This window comes from Micromonospora sp. NBC_00617 (assembly GCF_045161355.1).
Lineage (GTDB): Bacteria > Actinomycetota > Actinomycetes > Mycobacteriales > Micromonosporaceae > Micromonospora.
In genome coordinates this window covers 2,850,482-2,866,874 of record NZ_CP107751.1, presented here as the reverse complement: position 1 = coordinate 2,866,874, position 16,393 = coordinate 2,850,482, and the positions used below count along the sequence as shown (strand labels likewise).

The 16,393-nt window shown below is 71.6% G+C and carries 14 protein-coding genes and 2 pseudogenes; 6 read left to right on the top strand and 10 right to left on the bottom strand.

What is annotated here, in order from left to right; translation table 11 throughout:
• Window positions 1–11 precede the first annotated feature (11 nt).
• Genes OG505_RS13145 through OG505_RS13120 form a run of 6 tightly spaced genes read right to left on the bottom strand, consistent with a single transcriptional unit; the run spans window position 12 to window position 5,554 of the window.
• Window positions 12–1,076: an aldo/keto reductase gene (locus OG505_RS13145; protein ID WP_405433502.1), complete on the bottom strand. Its 1,065-nt coding sequence runs from the start codon at window positions 1,074–1,076 to the stop codon at window positions 12–14.
• A 20-nt stretch (window positions 1,077–1,096) separates the two neighbouring features.
• Window positions 1,097–2,428 carry an LLM class flavin-dependent oxidoreductase gene (locus OG505_RS13140; RefSeq protein ID WP_405433500.1) on the bottom strand — a complete coding sequence of 444 codons (1,332 nt, stop codon included), beginning with the start codon at window positions 2,426–2,428 and terminating at the stop codon, window positions 1,097–1,099.
• Window positions 2,429–2,430: 2 nt separating this feature from the next.
• Window positions 2,431–3,168, bottom strand: a complete 738-nt coding sequence (locus OG505_RS13135; protein ID WP_405433499.1) for an ABC transporter ATP-binding protein — start codon at window positions 3,166–3,168, stop codon at window positions 2,431–2,433.
• Window positions 3,144–3,980, bottom strand: coding sequence for an ABC transporter permease (locus tag OG505_RS13130; RefSeq protein WP_405433498.1), 837 nt, complete (start codon window positions 3,978–3,980; stop codon window positions 3,144–3,146). Before OG505_RS13130 ends, OG505_RS13135 begins: the two co-directional genes overlap by 25 nt.
• The gene (locus OG505_RS13125; protein WP_405433497.1) at window positions 3,977–5,041 is read right to left on the bottom strand and encodes an ABC transporter substrate-binding protein; all 1,065 of its coding nucleotides are present in this window, start codon (window positions 5,039–5,041) and stop codon (window positions 3,977–3,979) included. Before OG505_RS13125 ends, OG505_RS13130 begins: the two co-directional genes overlap by 4 nt.
• Complete coding sequence (locus OG505_RS13120) at window positions 5,042–5,554, bottom strand: flavin reductase family protein (RefSeq protein ID WP_405433495.1); 513 nt, start codon at window positions 5,552–5,554, stop codon at window positions 5,042–5,044. It lies immediately after the preceding gene.
• A 425-nt stretch (window positions 5,555–5,979) separates the two neighbouring features.
• Here OG505_RS13120 and OG505_RS13115 point away from each other — a divergent pair, with 425 nt between their 5' ends.
• Window positions 5,980–7,083 (top strand): hypothetical protein, encoded by a 1,104-nt coding sequence (locus OG505_RS13115; protein WP_405433494.1) that lies wholly within the window; start codon window positions 5,980–5,982, stop codon window positions 7,081–7,083.
• Here OG505_RS13115 and OG505_RS13110 read toward each other — a convergent pair.
• A pseudogene (locus tag OG505_RS13110) lies at window positions 7,084–7,500 on the bottom strand (DUF2236 domain-containing protein); the annotation flags it as partial.
• Between the two features lie 73 nt (window positions 7,501–7,573).
• Here OG505_RS13110 and OG505_RS13105 point away from each other — a divergent pair.
• Window positions 7,574–7,979 (top strand): annotated as a pseudogene (locus OG505_RS13105) (uridylate kinase); the annotation flags it as partial.
• Between the two features lie 171 nt (window positions 7,980–8,150).
• Here OG505_RS13105 and OG505_RS13100 read toward each other — a convergent pair.
• Both OG505_RS13100 and OG505_RS13095 read right to left on the bottom strand, forming a co-directional pair.
• Entirely contained in the window at window positions 8,151–9,203 is a 1,053-nt protein-coding gene (locus tag OG505_RS13100; protein WP_405433493.1) for an SMP-30/gluconolactonase/LRE family protein, read from the bottom strand.
• A gap of 99 nt (window positions 9,204–9,302) precedes the next feature.
• The gene (locus tag OG505_RS13095) at window positions 9,303–10,817 is read right to left on the bottom strand and encodes a family 43 glycosylhydrolase (RefSeq protein ID WP_405433492.1); all 1,515 of its coding nucleotides are present in this window, start codon (window positions 10,815–10,817) and stop codon (window positions 9,303–9,305) included.
• Between the two features lie 371 nt (window positions 10,818–11,188).
• Here OG505_RS13095 and OG505_RS13090 point away from each other — a divergent pair, with 371 nt between their 5' ends.
• Window positions 11,189–11,785, top strand: a complete 597-nt coding sequence (locus OG505_RS13090; protein ID WP_405433491.1) for a VanZ family protein — start codon at window positions 11,189–11,191, stop codon at window positions 11,783–11,785.
• Window positions 11,786–11,848: 63 nt separating this feature from the next.
• On the opposite strand, the gene OG505_RS13085 is transcribed toward OG505_RS13090, so the two are convergent.
• A complete protein-coding gene (locus tag OG505_RS13085) occupies window positions 11,849–13,198 on the bottom strand; it encodes a PLP-dependent aminotransferase family protein (RefSeq protein WP_405433489.1) in 1,350 nt (449 codons plus the stop codon).
• 522 nt (window positions 13,199–13,720) lie between these two features.
• Between OG505_RS13085 and OG505_RS13080 the strand changes: the two genes are divergently transcribed.
• Genes OG505_RS13080 through OG505_RS13070 form a run of 3 tightly spaced genes read left to right on the top strand, consistent with a single transcriptional unit; the run spans window position 13,721 to window position 16,373 of the window.
• On the top strand, window positions 13,721–15,076 hold the full coding sequence (locus tag OG505_RS13080) for an anthranilate synthase component I family protein (protein WP_405433488.1): 1,356 nt from the start codon (window positions 13,721–13,723) through the stop codon (window positions 15,074–15,076).
• The gene (locus OG505_RS13075) at window positions 15,073–15,666 is read left to right on the top strand and encodes an anthranilate synthase component II (RefSeq protein WP_405433486.1); all 594 of its coding nucleotides are present in this window, start codon (window positions 15,073–15,075) and stop codon (window positions 15,664–15,666) included. The genes OG505_RS13080 and OG505_RS13075 overlap by 4 nt, the downstream gene beginning before the upstream one ends.
• Window positions 15,663–16,373, top strand: coding sequence for an SDR family NAD(P)-dependent oxidoreductase (locus OG505_RS13070; RefSeq protein WP_405433484.1), 711 nt, complete (start codon window positions 15,663–15,665; stop codon window positions 16,371–16,373). Before OG505_RS13075 ends, OG505_RS13070 begins: the two co-directional genes overlap by 4 nt.
• Window positions 16,374–16,393: the final 20 nt, after the last annotated feature.

The following is a 16,393-nucleotide window of genomic DNA, read 5'->3' as shown; positions in this document are numbered from 1 at the left end:
CGGTCCGCCGCTCACGGGGTGCGTCCGGCCGGCGGCGTCGCCGGCCCGCCGCGACGGCGGTACGCCGGGTCGGTCAGCGCGGGCGGCTGGTAGCCGGCGTCGGCCGGGTTGAGCGTGGTGCCGGGTGCGACGATGGCGTCGATGCGGTCCAGCACATCCTGGGACAGCGTCACCTTCGTGGCGCCGAGCTGCGACTCCAGGTGCGCCAGGGTGCGGGGCCCGATGATCGCCGAGGTGACCGCCGGGTGCTCCAGGACGAACGCGATCGCCAGGTGGATCAGGGACAGGCCGGCCTCGTCGGCGAGGGCGGACAGCTTGTCGACGGCGGCCAGCTTGGCGGCGTTGGCCGGCAGGCGCGGGTCGAACCGGGCCGGAAGCCGGTCGGCCCGGCGGGAGATCGGGGCGTCGAGCCCGGCGTGGTAGCGACCGGAGAGCCAGCCGCCGGCCAGTGGGCTCCACGGGATCACCGCCAAGCCGTAGCGCTGCGCCACGGGCAGGACCTCGCGCTCCACGCCGCGGGCCAGGATGGAGTACGGGGGCTGTTCGCTGACCACCCGCTCCCGGCCGCGCCGCTGCGCGATCCACTGGCCCTCCACGATGGCCGACGGCTCGAACGTGGAGGTGCCGAGGTAGCGGACCTTGCCCTGGCGCACGAGATCGGTGAGGGCGCCCAGGGTCTCGTCGAAGTCCGTGCCCGGCTCCGGCCGGTGCGCCTGGTACAGGTCGATCCAGTCGGTGCGGAGCCGACGCAGGCTGTTCTCCACGGCGCGGACGATCCAGCGCCGGGAGTTGCCCCGGTGCTGCGGGTTGTCGCCGACCTGGCCGTGGAACTTGGTGGCGAGGAAGATGTCGTCGCGCCGCCCGCCGGCCAGCGCCTTGCCCACGATCTCCTCCGACTCGCCGTCGGAGTAGACGTCCGCGGTGTCGATCGAGGTGATGCCCTCGTCGAGTGCCCGGTGGATGATCCGGATGCTGTCCTCGTGGTCCGGGTTGCCCCGTTGACCGAAGTTCATCGCGCCCAGCGTGAGCGCGCTGAGGTGTACGCCGGTGCGTCCGAAGGGCCGGTGGTCGACCATCGTCTGTCCTCTCCAGGGATTCAGCGGGCGGTGGCGGTGAGCTGCCGCGCGAACTGGTTCGCCGGGCGGGCCAGGCCGTAGTGGTCCCGCAGGGTCGTGCCGGTGTACTCGGTACGGAACAGCCCTCGGCGCTGCAGGATGGGCACGACGTGGTCCACGAAGGCCTCCAGCCCGGACGGCAGCACCGGCGGCATGATGTTGAAGCCGTCGGCCGCACCGGCGCGATACCACTCCTCGATGGCGTCGGCGACCTGCTCGGGGGTGCCGGCGAAGGTGCGGTGACCGCGCCCCCCGCCGAGCCGGCCGATCAACTGGCGTACGGTCAGCCGTTCCCGCCGGGCCAGCGTGACGATAAGCGTGTACCGGCTCTTGGCGCCCTCGATCTCGTCCTCGCTGGGCAGGTCGGCAGGGAGCTCCCGGTCCAGGTCGAGGTCCTCCGGCGCGACCCGCAGGGTGCTGGCGAGCTGCTGCCGGGCGTACTCGGGTTTGATCAGCCGGTCCAGCTCCTCCTCCAGCGCGCGGGCCTGCGCCTCGGTGGCCCCGATCGCCGGCACGATGCCGGGCAGGATCTTGATGGTCTGTGGATCGCGGCCGGCCTGGGCGGCGCGCTGCTTCAGGTCGCGGTAGAAGGTCTGCGCCTCGGCGAGGGTCTGCTGGGCGGTGAAGACGGCCTCGGCGTACCGGGCCGCCAACTCCTTGCCGTCCTCGGACGACCCGGCCTGCACCAGCAGCGGATAGCCCTGCGGGGAGCGGGGGACGTTGAGCGCGCCGGCGACCCGGAAGTGCCTCCCCACGTGTTCCGGCGGGTAGAGCAGGTCGTCGTCGCCCCACCGCCCGGCCTCCTTGTCACCGAGCGGCGCGCGGTCGTCCCAGCTGTCCCAGAGTTTGCGCGACACCTCGATGAACTCGGCGGCCCGCTCGTACCGGTCGCGGTGGGCGGGCAGCCGGTCCAGGTTGAAGTTGCGGGCCGCCTGCTCGCCGGCCGTGGTGACGATGTTCCAGCCGGCCCGGCCGCCGCTGACGTGGTCCAGTGACGCGAACCGGCGGGCCAGGTTGAACGGCTCGTTGTACGTCGTCGAGGCGGTCGCGATCAGCCCGATGTGGCTGGTCGCGCCGGCCAGGGCGGTGAGCAGCACGGTCGGTTCGAGGGTGCCGCCCGGCCGCCGGCCGATGCTGTTCCACAGCACCGGGCTGTCGGCGAGAAAGAGCGAGTCGAGTTTGCCGCGCTCGGCGATGCGGGCCAGGCGCGTGAAGTGCGCGGCGTCGGTCTGCGCGAACGGGTCGCTCTGCGGCAGCCGCCAGGCCGCCTCGTGGTGGCCGACACCCATCAGGAACGCGTTGAGGTGCAGCATGGTCATCCTTCGGTCGGGTCGACCCCGAGCGCCCGCAACAGGGACTCCCGGTAGGCGAGGAACTGGGGTTGCCGGTGCGAGCGCGGTGCCGGCAGGTCGATGGCGAGGTCGATCGCGATGCGGCCCGCGTCGAGCAGCAGCACCCGGTCGGCGAGCGTGACGGCCTCGTCGACGTCGTGCGTGACGAGCAGCACCGCGGGCCGGTGCCGGGTGCACAGCTCACGCAGCAGGCCGTGCATGCGCAGCCGGGTCAGCGCGTCCAGCGCGCCGAACGGTTCGTCGGCCAGCAGCAGCTCCGGTTCCGACACCAGTGCCCGGGCCAGTGCCACCCGCTGCTGCTCGCCACCGGAGAGCTCGCCGGGCCAGGCCCGTTCACGGCCGGCGAGCCCGACCTCGGCGAGGGCCGCGCGCCCCCGTGCGGCTGCGTCCGGCCCGCGCAGGCCGAGGACGACGTTGTCCAGGACGCGTTGCCACGGCAGCAGCCGGGCGTCCTGGAAGACGACCGAGGAGTTCTCCGGTACGTCGACGACGCCCGCCGCGGGCCGGTCACCGTCCAGGCCGGCGAGCGCCCGCAGCAGGGTGCTCTTGCCCGAGCCGCTACGCCCCAGCAGCGCGACGAACTCCCCGGCGCCGATCTGGACGTCGAGGTTGTCCAGAACGGTCCGGTCGCCGAAGCCACGCACCAGTCCCTGAACCCGTACCGGTCGGGTCCCGGTCAGTCCGCCAGCGTGCGTCGCCACGACAGCGTCCTCCTCTGCACGAGTCGGACGAGGGCGTCGGACAGCAGCCCGAGCAACCCGTACAGGACGAGCCCGACGATGATCACGTCGGTCTGGCCGTACTGGCGGGCCAGGTCCATCATGTAGCCGATGCCGCTTGTCGAGTTGATCTGCTCGACGACCACGAGGGCCAGCCAGGCGCCCACGACCGCGAACCGCATGCCGAGCAGGAAGCCGGGCAGCGCGCCGGGCAGCACGATGCGGCGCAGGAAGACGGCCCGCGACAGCCGCAGCGAGTCGCCCAGTTCGACGTACCGGCTGTCGATGCTGCGCAGCCCGTGGTGGGTGTGGATGTAGACGGGCACCAGCACACCCAGCGTGATGGTGGTGACCTTCATCTGCTCACCGATGCCGAGCCAGAGGATGAGCAGCGGCACCAGCGCGAGGGCCGGGATGGCCCGCTTGATCTGGATCGGGCCGTCGAGGATCGCCTCGCCCCACCGGCTCAACCCCGCGACCACTGCCAGCAGCGTGCCGATCACGGTGCCGAAGGCCAGGCCCAGGACGGCCCGCTGGGCCGAGACGGCGAGGTTGTCCTGCAGTCGGCCGTCCGCGATGAGGTCACCGGCCGTCGTCAGCACTGTCCAGGGGGCCGAGACGGTACGAGGGTCGAGCCAGCCGGCCGCAGAGCCGGCAGCCCACGCCGCCAGCAGCAGCAGCGGGCCGAGCGCCGCCCCGAACGGAATGGGGCGACCCGGCTTGAGCCGGCGCCTCGGCCTCTGCGCGGGCGCGGGCGCCGTGGCGTGGGGCCGGGCGAGGAGGGAGGCGGTCATCGGGCGCCGCCGGAAGCGAGCGCGTCGGCGGCGACGGACTCGTACCGCCTGTCGTACAGGTCGTCGGCCCGCAGTGGCTTGTTGCCGGTCTCCTTCGCCAGCAGGTCGATGGTCTCCTGGTGCCGGGCGACGGCCTCGGTCCAGGTCGCCGGGATGTCGGCCACGCCGGCGTTCTCCACCAGCCACCTGCCGTCGTCGGCGGTCAGGCCCTGGTCCTTGACGTAGTAGCGCTCGATCCACTCGTCCGGGTTGGCCTCCCGCCACCGCCAGGCCCGCGCCCACGCCCTGACGTACTCCCGGATCGCGGCCGCCTTCGCCGGGTCGGCGAGCACGGTGACCGGTGCGTACAGGTGGCCGGGGTCGTCGCGCAGGCCGTGCGGAATCGTGGTGGCGCCGTCGCGGGCGTACTTCGCCGCGTACCGCCGGATCTGCACACCCCCGAGCGGTGCGATTTCGACCTGGCGGCTGGCGAGCGCGGTCGCGTACACGTCGCCGGTGCTCGGCAGCTCGACGAGTTTGACGTCCCGCTTGCTCAGCCCGGCCTGGTGCAGGGCCCGCAGCACCAGCGCGCCCTGCGCCTGCCCCGGGCTGTACGCGATCTTCTTGCCACGGATGTCGGCGAGCGTGGCGACGGCGACCCCGGGGGCGACGCCCAGTCGGTAGATGGCGTGGTTCAGCGGATCCTGGCGGAACTTCGACGCGACGATCTTCGTGGGTATGCCGGTCCAGTGGGAATGGATCGGGGGGATGTCCGCGACAGCCCCGACGTCCAGGGCCTTCGCCCGGAACGCCTCAAGGGTCTGCGGACCGCCGCTGATGTTGGCGAACTCCACCTGGAACGTGAACTTGTCCACCTCGCCGGAGAATTCGAGCGCCTTCTGGTGCTCCTTGTCGCCCACGACGAGCTTCGTGCCCTTCGGCACGGACTCCGGCAGCGGCACGCCAGCGGCCAGCGTGGCCGCCGGCGCCTCGTCGCCGGCGCAGGCGGTCAGGCCCAGCGCGACCGCGCCGAGGGCGGCCGACAGGAACACGCGGCGACCGACATGGGGTGACGACTTCACTTACAGCTCCTTCGTGGACGGTTGGAGGGCGGCGTACCGCCCCATGTGGTAGAGCAGCGGGGCGCCGTCGCCGTGGCGACTGGTCAGGGGCTCGGCCAGCACGATCGCGTGGTCCCCGGCGAGCACCCGCTCGGTCACCCGGCACAGCAGCCAGGCGACCGGCTCGTCCAGCAGTGGCACCCCGTACGGGCCGGGCCGCCAGCTGGAGTGCGCGGCGAACCGGTCGATGCCGCTGGTGGCGAACGTCCGCGCGACCTCCCGCTGGTCGGCGCCGAGCAGGTGTACCGCGACGTGCTCCGCGCCCGCGACTGTCGGCCAACTCGACGACGACCGGGCCAGGCAGAACGACACCAGTGGGGGGCGCAGGGACACCGACGTGAAGGAGGTGGCGGTGAACCCGGCGGGCGGGTCTCCGGCGGCGGTGATCACCGTGACCGATGCGGCCTGCCGGCGCAGCACGGCACGGAAGGTGTCCGGATCGATGGGGGCGACCGGTTCGGCGGTGACGGTCATGACGGTCCTCCTGGGCGAGAACGACCACGGCGCGCGCCGTCCCGGGCAGGCGGGGACACGGCGCGGCGTCGGGCGGCCGTTGATGGGGTCGCGGACACGCTGCGGCTCGTCGTCGAGTCGACGGCGTGGCGACAGGGAGAGGTCAGGAACGCGTGGTCAGCGGCAGCAGCCGCGCGCGGTTGTCCAGCCACGGCAACATCCCCGGGACACCGCGACCGCGGTGCCGTCGAGAGGATTCAGCTGGCTGATCATGACTTCCACGCTAACCAACTATTCCTACTGGGTAAATAGGATTTCAGACCCTGGGACGAACTCACAGGGATCCAGGACCGTCGTGGCCGCCGCGGTCGCGGGTCACCCGCTCATGTCCGCCGCTGCTTCACTGTGAAGGTTGGGCACGGGGCTGGACCGTCGATGGGCAGCAGATGGATCTGATTTTCGGCAGCATCGAGCGGGCCTTCGATCTGCTCCGACGACGTGTTCCCTGGATCGCGCTGCTGATCGCGGCTCTCGGCTGGCTGGCGGCGACGGCCGCCTTCATCTGGGTGACCCGGTTGGACTCGAACGGCACGACCTCGCAGGACGTGCAGTGGTCGTCGGTCGCCTTCGTCGACCTGCCCCCACTCGTGCTGCTGGTGATCGTCGGCATCCGCGGCATCGCCGGCGTACCCCCGGTGGCCTGGCCGCTCGGCTTCGCGCCCGTGGTGGTGGCCAGCGCCCTGATCGGGGTCGTCTACGCCGGCAGCCGCCAGGGCGGCGGGTACGGCTGGGTGGTCTCGCTGTGGAGCTTCCTGTATGCCCAGATGTTCGTCGTCATCGTCGCCAGCGTCGACGAGCTGGCACGGCGGCGACGGCACGGCCCCGGCGGCTACCGCCACCCCGACGACGAACGCCGCGCCCGCCGGCGCCTGCTCCAGGTGAAGATGCTGATCGCGGCGGTCAGCCTGGTGACCGTCCTCGTCGGCCTCGGGGCGGACGGTTACCTGGACAGGCTCGGTGCAGTCGGAGATCTCCAACTCGGCCGCTCCGGCACACGGGTAGCCAGCATCGCCATCCTGATCGTTCCGCTGCTCGTTCTGGCCCTGTTCGTCCGCCACCGATGGACGGCCCGGGTGGCCGCCCTCGCCACTGCCCTCACCGTCGGGCTCGCCCTGTTCGCACTCCCCACGCGACAGCGCGCCGACACCGCGCTCCAGTACGGATGGCTGGTCTGCACGGTCCTCTACCTGCTGCTCAAGGCCGCCAACCGGACGTACTGGCCGGCGTGGCCTCCCTCGGCGTACGCCCGTGGGGCGCCTGCCTACCCGGGGCCGCGGGGCTCGACGGGAGGCGCACCACCTGGGTCGCCTGCTGTCCCCCCCGTGGGCCGCGCAGCAGACCGCGGCCGGCGACCACGGCGCCGATGTGATCTGGATCCTGGTCTCCGTCCTCGTCTTCGTCGTGGCCTGCTGCGGTGGCGGCTTCTTCCAGGGATGACGGTTCAGTGCCGGAACCGCGGCGGGTGGTCACCGGCCCAGGTGACGGTGTAGCTCGTGGCAGCAGGGCGCGCGCCAGCCGTACTCCTGCAACCAGCGCGTCGGGATGACCACCAGGCAGCCGAGGACGTAGCGGAAGTCGTCGTTGCCGATGTCGTACGGGCGGTGGATCTGGTTGACGCGCCGCAACGCGTCGCGGCCCCGGGGTTGGTCGAAGCCGTTGAGCACCATCTCGTACATCAGCAGGCCGGTGTCGTCGATGCGCTTCTGGGTACGCTCGGTCAGCTCGCCGGTGGCGGTGTGCAGGGCGGCGATCGCGGGGACGGAGAAGGACCGGTTGAAGGCGAGGTTGAGCCCGAGCTTCATGTCCCAGGGGAACTCCTGGCGCAGCATGGTCTGGTAGATGTCCAGGTAGTCACACCGCGGGTCCAGCGTGCGGGTCCGCTTCAGGTTGTCGTAGCGGCCTCTCATCGGTGGGCGTCTCCAGAGCTCGGCACGGAACGTGAGTGCAAGCTCACTCCGGTCCGGAGCGCAGACGGACGGGGCGCAGCGCTATCCGCGCGGCGAGTGCTCGGCCGAAGGCTGCTACGTCGACACCCACGACCACGGGGCGCTGAAGCGGGTTCTGCTGGATCCACTCGGGCCGGGGGGAGACCGCCGCTTCCAACCCGCCGTCTACGACCACACCGCGGACACCGCGCTGTCCCCGCCGGTCACGACCGCCCGGGCCGACGCGGTGCTGCTCTTCGACGGCGTCTTCCTCCTACGCCCGGAGCTGATCGGTCGGTGGGACCTGCGCGTCTACGTGTCGACCGCGTTCGAGGCGACAGTGGATCGTGCCCCCGCAGCAGCTCTACGACGCGACGGTCCGCCCGACGGATCACGCCGACATCATCGTGCACAACGACGACCCTCGGCGGCCGGTCTGGGAGACAGGTCCGGCCCGGTGACGTGAGCCGTCCGCCCTGTGGAGCGGCTGGGGAGCCAGCCGCTGTGGCTGCCCGCCGTGTCGATGTGCTGTCGAGCGGTATACCTCAGAGGTATGAATATGACTCTGAGGTATACCGCTCACGACCGCATCCGCCCCCACGGAGGTGACCGAGGGTCACCGCCGGCCGCCCTCAGTACGGGTAGCCCGGGACGTTGAGCCGCACGCTGTACAGGCCGGAGTCGCCCCACGGACCCGAGGTGATGTAGAGCGTCTGCCGGTCGGGCCCGCCGAAGGCCACGTTCGTCGTACCGGAGAAGCCGGGCCGGATCGTGCCGAGCTGGGCGCCCGTGGGCGAGTAGACGTGGACCAGCGAGTCACCACCCGCGGCCCAGTACACGTTGCCGGCGCAGTCGATCGTGACGCCGTCTGGACCGCCGATGTAGTTCACGAACACGCTGCGCGCGCCGATGCTGCCGTCGGGCTGGACGACGTACTTGTAGATCTTGTTCTCGGAGTAGGCGCCCACGTACAACGTGGCCCCGTCCGGCGCGAGCGCGATGCCGTTGGGCTGGCGCAACTGGTCGTCCACCAGTGACACCTGGCCGTTGGAGACGCGGAAGACGCTGGTACGACCGTTCATCTGGTCCGGGCGGTTGCCGCGCTGGAAGTTGGGGTCGGTGAAGTAGGTGACGCCGTCCGACCGGACCGCGACGTCGTTGGGCGAGTTGAACGCCCGGCCCTGGTAGTTCGCCGCGACGGTGCTGCGGCTCCGGTCGCTCAACCGGTACGCGGACACGGAGCGCTGGTCGTGGGTGGCCGCGATGATCTGCTGGCCGTCGGCGCTGAGCGCCAGACCGTTGCTGCCGGCGTTGGCGATGAACGTGTCGAAGGTCGACGGCGGGGTGAACCGGCGGATGGTGGACGGCTGGACGTTGTACGGTCCGGTACCGCCGGCCATGTCGGAGAAGAGCAGATAGCCGCCGTCGGCGACCCAGACGGGCCCTTCGAGGAAGGTGAATCCGCCCCGGATCTTCGTCGCCGTCAGGGAGCTGGACGGCAGCGGCGAGCCGTAACTGGCGCCCGTCGGGCACGCTCCGGGAGGCGTGCCGGGCGGGCCGGCGAGAGCGGCGGCGGCCGTGGTGTGAGCGCTCACAGGACCGGTGGCGGCACCGGCGGGCAGGGGGGCGGCGGCGGTCGCGAGACACAGACCGGCCAGTACGGCAATTGTGGGTCGCCAGGTCATCGGGTGCTCCAATCGGCGTCGGCGGGTCGCGATGACCGGCCGCCGACGGTGTCGAGGTAGGGGACGGACCGGCAGCGTGCCCGGTCCGCCAACGGGCGGCTATTCCAGGTGAAAGGTGGCCGAGGCGCGCTCGGCGCTCGTAGAGACCGCTTCCAGGTAGAGCAGACCGTCGCGGTGGCGCACGTAGCGGCCCGGATAGTTCTGTGACTCCAGGGAGAGCCCGGCGCTGTCAGCCAGGCCCGATCGGCGCTGGAAGCTCGCGTCGTTGGAGAAGACCGACGAGCCGTCGTTGCGCGCGATCGACAGGGCGAAGCCGTAGTGACGCAGGTAGTAGCCCGGGAAGTTGGTCGACTCCAGCGACACCGTTCCGCCGCCGGCGAGGCCGCTGACGATGCGGAACTGGCTGTCGGCGAGGTTGGTGACGTTCGGCTCGACCCGGGCCCGGTAGTCGTAGTGCCGGATGTAGCTGGTGGTCAGATCGTGCGACCGCAGTCGGACCGGGGTGGCCCCGTCGGGCACCGGGATGCCGAAGTTGGGGGTGCCGTCGGCGTTCCAGTACACCTTCTGCACCCTGGTCCGTCGGTTCGGGTCGTTGAGCGGATCGCCGCTGATGTCCCGGTAGTTGCGGTCGTGGTAGACCAGGATGTCGCTCTGCCCGTCCTCGGAGACGGTGAACGAGTTGTGGCCGGGGCCGTACTGGCCGGTGGCCGCGCTGCTGGTGAACACCGGGTTGGGGCTCTTGCTCCAGGCGGCGGGGTCGAGCAGGTTGGCGGTGGCGGAGGCGCTGAGCATCCCGAGGCAGTAGTTGGCGTCGGTCGCGCTGGCGGAGTAGGTCAGGAAGAGGCGGCCGTTGCGCTGGATCACGGCGGGCCCCTCGGCGACCCGGTAGCCGCGGGTCTCCCAGTCGTACGTCGGCACGACGAGCCGGGTCACGGCGCCGGTGATCTGCCACGGGTTGGCGCCCATCCGGGCGAGGTAGACGTTCGAGTTGGTGGAGATGCCCGGCTCCTGCTGTGCCCAGGTCAGGTAACGCACGCCGTTGGCCACGAAGGTCGAGGCGTCCAGGCTGAAGGTGTCCCAGGGTGTCGTGATCCGGCCGCGTTCGGTCCACGAACCGGTGAGCGGATTGGCGTTGGCGTTCTCCAGCACGTACATCCGGATGCGCCACACGTCGTCGGTCCGGCCGGCGGCGAAGTAGACGTACCACCGGTTGTTGATGAAGTGGATCTCCGGCGCCCAGATGTGGGCGCCCATCTCTCCGCTGGTGTGCCGGTTCCAGATCGTCGTCTCCGCCGCCGTGGCCAACCCTTGCAGGGTGGTCGCACGCCGCAGCACGATCCGGTCGTACTGCGGCACGGTCGCGGTCAGGTAGTAGTAGCCGTCGGTGTGCCGGAAGATGTGTGGATCGGCCCGCTGGTTGGCCAGCGGGTTGGTGTAGTTCACGGCGGGTGCGGCGTGCGCCGGCCCGGCCATCGGCAGGCCGGCCGACACGGCGAGCACCACCAGCAACGCGGCCAGGACCGATCGGGGGCGTCGGGCGCCACCGCGACCGGTACGCCCCGGGCCGGTGACTCGGCGGGCGGCGGCGTCGGTTCGGTGGAGTCGCAGCGGCATCTGTCCTCCGTGACGTCTGTGCGCGAGAGCCGATCGGCCGCCAGCGCGGCGATCAGCCCGCGGCACCCGCTGGGAAGAAACGCCCGCGGGCCGGGAATATGACGAGCGCGTTGCGCCCAGGTAACGGCCCTAAGTGTTGGCGCTAACATCGACGAGTGTCAAGATGTTCCGAGCGCCGAGGGTTCCCGGCCCGGCGGCTGTACGAGCGACACGGATGAAGCGTCGAGACCGAGGAGCCGGTGGACGTGTTCATGGTGCGCGAGCCGACCCGGGCCGGGCGCACCGATTGATCAACCGCCGGGACCGGCCGTCTGCCGGCACGCCGCGGACGCCTGGCGACGTCGCGGTGGGGAGGCGGCTATGGTGCCCGGGTGGTGATCGAGGGGTGGCACGGCTGGGTCGGCTCGTTCACCGGCGTGGTGCTCATCACGGTGGCCGCACTGCCGTTGGCCGCGCTGGCGGTGTGGGCGCTGGCCCGTCGTCGGCGTGCGAACGGCGCCCTGTGGGCGTGGCGAACGTCGTTGGCCGAGGTCGGCATCGTGTACGGGACGCTGCCGTGGGTCTGGATGATCATGTTGCCAGGCTCCCGGGCGGGTGCTGTTCCCGGGCGGCTGAGCCTGGTGCCGCTACGTGACCTGTTCACCATCTTCTCCGACGGAGGGCTGCTGACGCTGACGGTTCAAGTCGTCGGCAACCTGCTGGTGTTCGCGGCGTTGGGGTTCTTCGCTCCGCTGCGGTTCGTGGCACTGGCGTCCGTACCACGGATCCTGGCGCTCGCCGCGGGCTGCTCGGTCCTGGTCGAGGCCGCGCAGTACGTCCTGCGGTTGGACCGGGTGACGTCCGTGGACGACGTACTGCTCAACGCCGCCGGCGCTGGGCTGGCCGCGCTCGCGGCGCGCCGCTGGTGGCGTCGCAGGGCCGACACGGTGTCGGATCGGCCGCGATCGGTCACGGCGTCGCGACGCTGACCCCGGCAAGGTCGTAGGTGCTGTGCAGTCGACCGTCGCCAGTACCAAGGGCATTTCCCGGCTTCACGAACCGCTGCCGCCGGTCGTCTCCCGGTAGGCCGCGGCGATCCCGGCCAGGCCGCGGCCCAGCTCGGGGCCGCGTACCCCGCCGTAGCCGACGACCAGCGCTGGCGGCCGGTCGTCCGTACGCAGGGCGTAGAAGTGGCCGCCGCGGACCAGCACCGACCGACGGCGGGCCGCCTGCACCAACGCCTCCTCGACGCACCGCGCCGGCAGCACCAGGTACGACTGGAGCCCGCTGTTCTGGCCGAGGACGGTGACGTCGGGCAGGTGGCGGGAGACGAACTGCTGGACCGCCTGGCGGCGTTTCTGGACGTCGGCGCCGAGTCGGCGCAGGTGCCGGTCGAACGCGCCGGTGTCGATCAGCCGGGCGAAGGCGAGTTGCTCCAGCCCGGAGCAGCCGATGTCCCAGCCGGCGCGGACCCGCTCGACGCGTGCGGTCAGGTTGGCCGGGGTCGCCAGCCAGCCGAGGCGCAGCGCCGGGGCGAGGACCTTGCTGGCGCTGCCGGCGTAGACCACTCGGTCCGGTGCGAGGCTCTGCAGCGCCGGCATCCGCTGCGCCGGGGCGACGAGGGCGGCGTCGAAGTCGTCCTCGATGAGGTAGCCGTTCACCTCCTCGGCCCAGGCGACCAGGTGCTCCCGGCGTTGCGCGCTGAGCGTCGCCCCGGTCGGGAACTGGCTGGCCGGGGTGACGAGCGCGGCGCGGACCCCGCTCGCGGCCAGCGCGTCGACCCGGATGCCGTCGCCGTCCACCGGGATGCCCACCGGACGCAGCCCGGCCTCGGCGATGAACTTCCACTCGCCCGGGTGCCCCGGGTCCTCCACCCCGATGGTGTCGTGGCCCCGGTTGCGCAGCTCGTGGCAGAGCAGCGCGAGGCCCTGCGCGAAGCCCGACGTGATCATGAGGTGTTCGGGTCGGGTGCGGACGCCGCGTACCCGGCCCAGGTAACCGGCGAGGGTGTGCCGGACGACGGGCAGGCCGGACGGTGGGGCGTACCCCAGCTCGCGGCGGCCGGCCGAGGCGACCACCGCGCTGACCGCCCGGATCCAGTCCTGGCGAGGGAAGGTGGAGTCGTGCAGGCCGCCGGTGCGCAGGTCGTAGACCGCCGCGGCAGGCGCGCGGTCGTCCGGGGTGAGCGCCGAGCCGACGTCGGTACGTACCGCCGCCACGGATGTGCCCGAGCCGTGCTGGGAGACGAGGTAGCCCTCGGCGCAGAGCTGTTCGTACGCCTCGACGACCACACTGCGGGACACCCCGAGGTCGGCGGCGAGTTGCCGGCTCGATGGCACGCGGGTGCCGGGACGCAGTGTGCCCTCCTCGATCTGCGTACGAAATGCGTTACGGAGCTGCACCGCCAGCGTTTCACGTGATTGAGCATCTATTGACAGGCTTAGATTCAGGGACAAGTGGTCCGCTCCGAGATCGTCGAAGTGGTATGGACAGCGTGATCCGTGCCTGTGGAAAGTGTTGGCCGGACGCGCAACCACTCACTGACCGGCGAATCAGGGCGTACCTTCCGAGAATGTCCAATGCGGACGTGTCCGCGGCCGGTGTCAGAGTGGTCGTGCGAGTCCTTTCGTCTGGGGGGAAGGGTCCGACCTGCCGCGTCGTCGGCGGGGCCAGCGCCAACGGTGGCGCGGAAATCGGGCTGTTCAGAGGGGGTTCCGCAAGTGTCCCTATTGTCAACCGGGCTCGCCACGTGGCCCATCCCGTCGCATTCGGTGACGGTGACACGTACACCATTGAGCAACTCAATTTCCATAGAGGTGACATCTGTCACACTGCCGTCGATCGATCCTTTGTCGCTCTATACGGCACTCGCGGAAAGTTGCGTTGACAACGATCTGTATCTCTTCGAAAGCCTGGACGGCCCCGTGCAGGACCGATGTGCGGCAGCCGTCGGCTGGGGTCTTCTCGCCGAGGTGCGGTTCATCGCCGACCGGCTGGAGGTGACCGCCGAGGGTGCGCTCGGCGACGCCCTGGCCGCCGTGCTGACCGCCGTCCTGGGCGAGCCGGTCCGGCACCGCGGCGCCCAGCGGGTCTGGCCGGTCGCCGGGCCGAGCGAGGTGTGGGCCGCCGTCCGGGCCGTGCAGCGGGCGTTCGCGGTCCGCACCACCGTCCCCGCCGACAGCTTCGCCTTCGGTTTCCTCACCACCCTGGCGTACGAGGCCGCGCGGGACATGGACGAGCTCTCCGTCGACCGAATGGTCGACGACATCCCGCGCTGCACACTCGCGCTGTTCCGGCACACCGTCTGGTGGGACCTGCGCGCCGGCACGGTGCGGCAGCTCTGCGCCTCCGGCCCACACCTGCCGCGGGACGACGCCGCCGCCCGGCTGCCGGACCTTCCCGGGCCGGCCGACGGCCACCCGGACGTGCCGGCCGCCCCGCCGCCCAGCCTGGTCCGGGACACCGTCGACGAGGAGACGTTCGCCGCCCGGGTGAAGCAGTGCCTGCGGCACATCGAGGTGGGGGACAGCTACCAGATCCAGATCGGCCACCGCATCGACGTGGAGACCACGCTCACGCCGCTGCAGGTCTACCGACGGCTGCGCCACCGCAACCCGTCGCCGTACATGTACCTGACCCCGTGGGCCGGCCAGACCGTCATCGGGGCGAGCCCGGAGCTGTTCCTGCGCATCGAACAGGGCCGGCTGTCGATGCGCCCGATCGCCGGCACCGCGCCCCGGGCCACCGACCCGGAGACCGACCGCCGGCGGGTGGCCGAGCTGGCGGCCAGCGAGAAGGAACGGGCCGAGCACGTCATGCTGGTCGACCTGTGCCGCAACGACATCGGCCGGGTCTGCGTGCCCGGCACGCTCAGCGTCGACGCCATGTTCGACGTCGAGCCGTTCGCGTACGTGCACCACCTGGTCTCCACCGTCTCCGGTCAGCTCGCCGACGACGCCGACGTGTGGGCGGCGATCTGCGCCACCTTCCCGGCCGGCACCATGACCGGCGCTCCCAAGCTGCGGGCGATGGAGATCATCGACGGCCTGGAGGACGAGCCTCGGGGCGTCTACGCGGGCGCCGTCGGGCTGGTGGACGTACGCGGGTACGCCGTGCTCGCGCTCTGCATCCGCACCGCCGTGCACGACGGCCGGCGCTACCGCACCCAGGCGTCCGCCGGAGTGGTGGCCGACTCCACACCCGGCGACGAGTGGCGGGAGACGCTGGCCAAGATGAACGCCACCTTCTGGGCCCTGACCGGTGCGGAGTTGCCGTCGTGAAGGTCCTGCTCGTCGACGCGTACGACAGTTTCACCCACATCATCGACCAGTACCTGCGCACGCTCGGCGCGCAGACCGTCGTGGTCCGCTCCCGGACGCGGACCAGCGGCCAGCTCGCGGCCCTGCGACCGGACGCGGTGGTGCTCGGCCCCGGGCCGGGTCATCCCGCCGAGTCCGGGCACGTGGAGCTGGTGCACGCCTTCGCCGGCCAGGTCCCGCTGCTCGGCGTCTGCCTCGGACATCAGGCGATCGGCCTCGCGTACGGGGGGACCGTCGCGGTCGCCCGGCACCTGATGCACGGCAAGACCAGCGTCGTCACGCACGACGGTCGAGGGGTCTTCGACGGCGCGCCCGCCCCGCTCACCGTGACCCGCTACCACTCGCTCATCGTCGCGGACCCGGCGCCGCTGGCCCTGCACGTCACCGCGCGGTCGTCCGACGACGGCTACGTGATGGGGGTACGCCACCGGGCCCTCGCGGTCGAGGGGGTGCAGTTCCACCCGGAGAGCGTGCTCACCGAGGACGGGCTGCGCCTGTTCGACAACTTCCTGCGCAGCGCGTCGCCGGCGCTGACGGCGGGATCGTCATGACCGACCGGTCGGCACCCCTCGCCGTGGTCACCGGCGCGGCGGGCGGCATCGGCCGGGCCGTGACGGCGGCCCTGACCGAGTCCGGGCACCGCGTGCTCGGCGTGGACGTCGAACCCGGCGGCGACCCGGCGGCGTACGCCTCGCTGGTCGCCGACGTGGCCGTGCCCGAGCAGGTCGAGCAGCTCTTCGCGGACATCCGCGAGCGGTACGGCCTGCCCGAGGTGCTGGTGAACAACGCCGGGGTCTACCACGCCCGCGCCTTTCTCGACTACGACCCGAAGACGTACGCGCAGGTGTTCGACGTCAACGTGGGCGCCGCGTTCTTCTGCACGCAGGCGTTCGCCCGCGCCCTGATCAGCGCCGGCCGGCCGGGCACGGTGGTCAACGTCGCCTCGATCAGCGGGCAGTCCGGCAGCCCGGACGCGGCGTACGGGGCGTCGAAGGGCGCGTGCATCGCGCTCACCCACAGCCTCGGCCGGTCGCTCGCCGAGCACCGGATCCGGGTCAACGCGGTGGCTCCCGGCCTGGTCGAGACCCCGATGGCCGCCCGGATTCCGGCGCAGCGTCGGAACGACTACCGGGCCCGGATCCCCGTCGGCCGGTTCGGCACACCGGCCGAGATCGCCGCGGCCGTCGCCTGGCTCGCCGACCCGGCCAGCAGCTACGTCACCGCCACGGTGGTGGACGTCAACGGCGGCCTGCACTGAGTCGCGTCACCGCCCGAGCG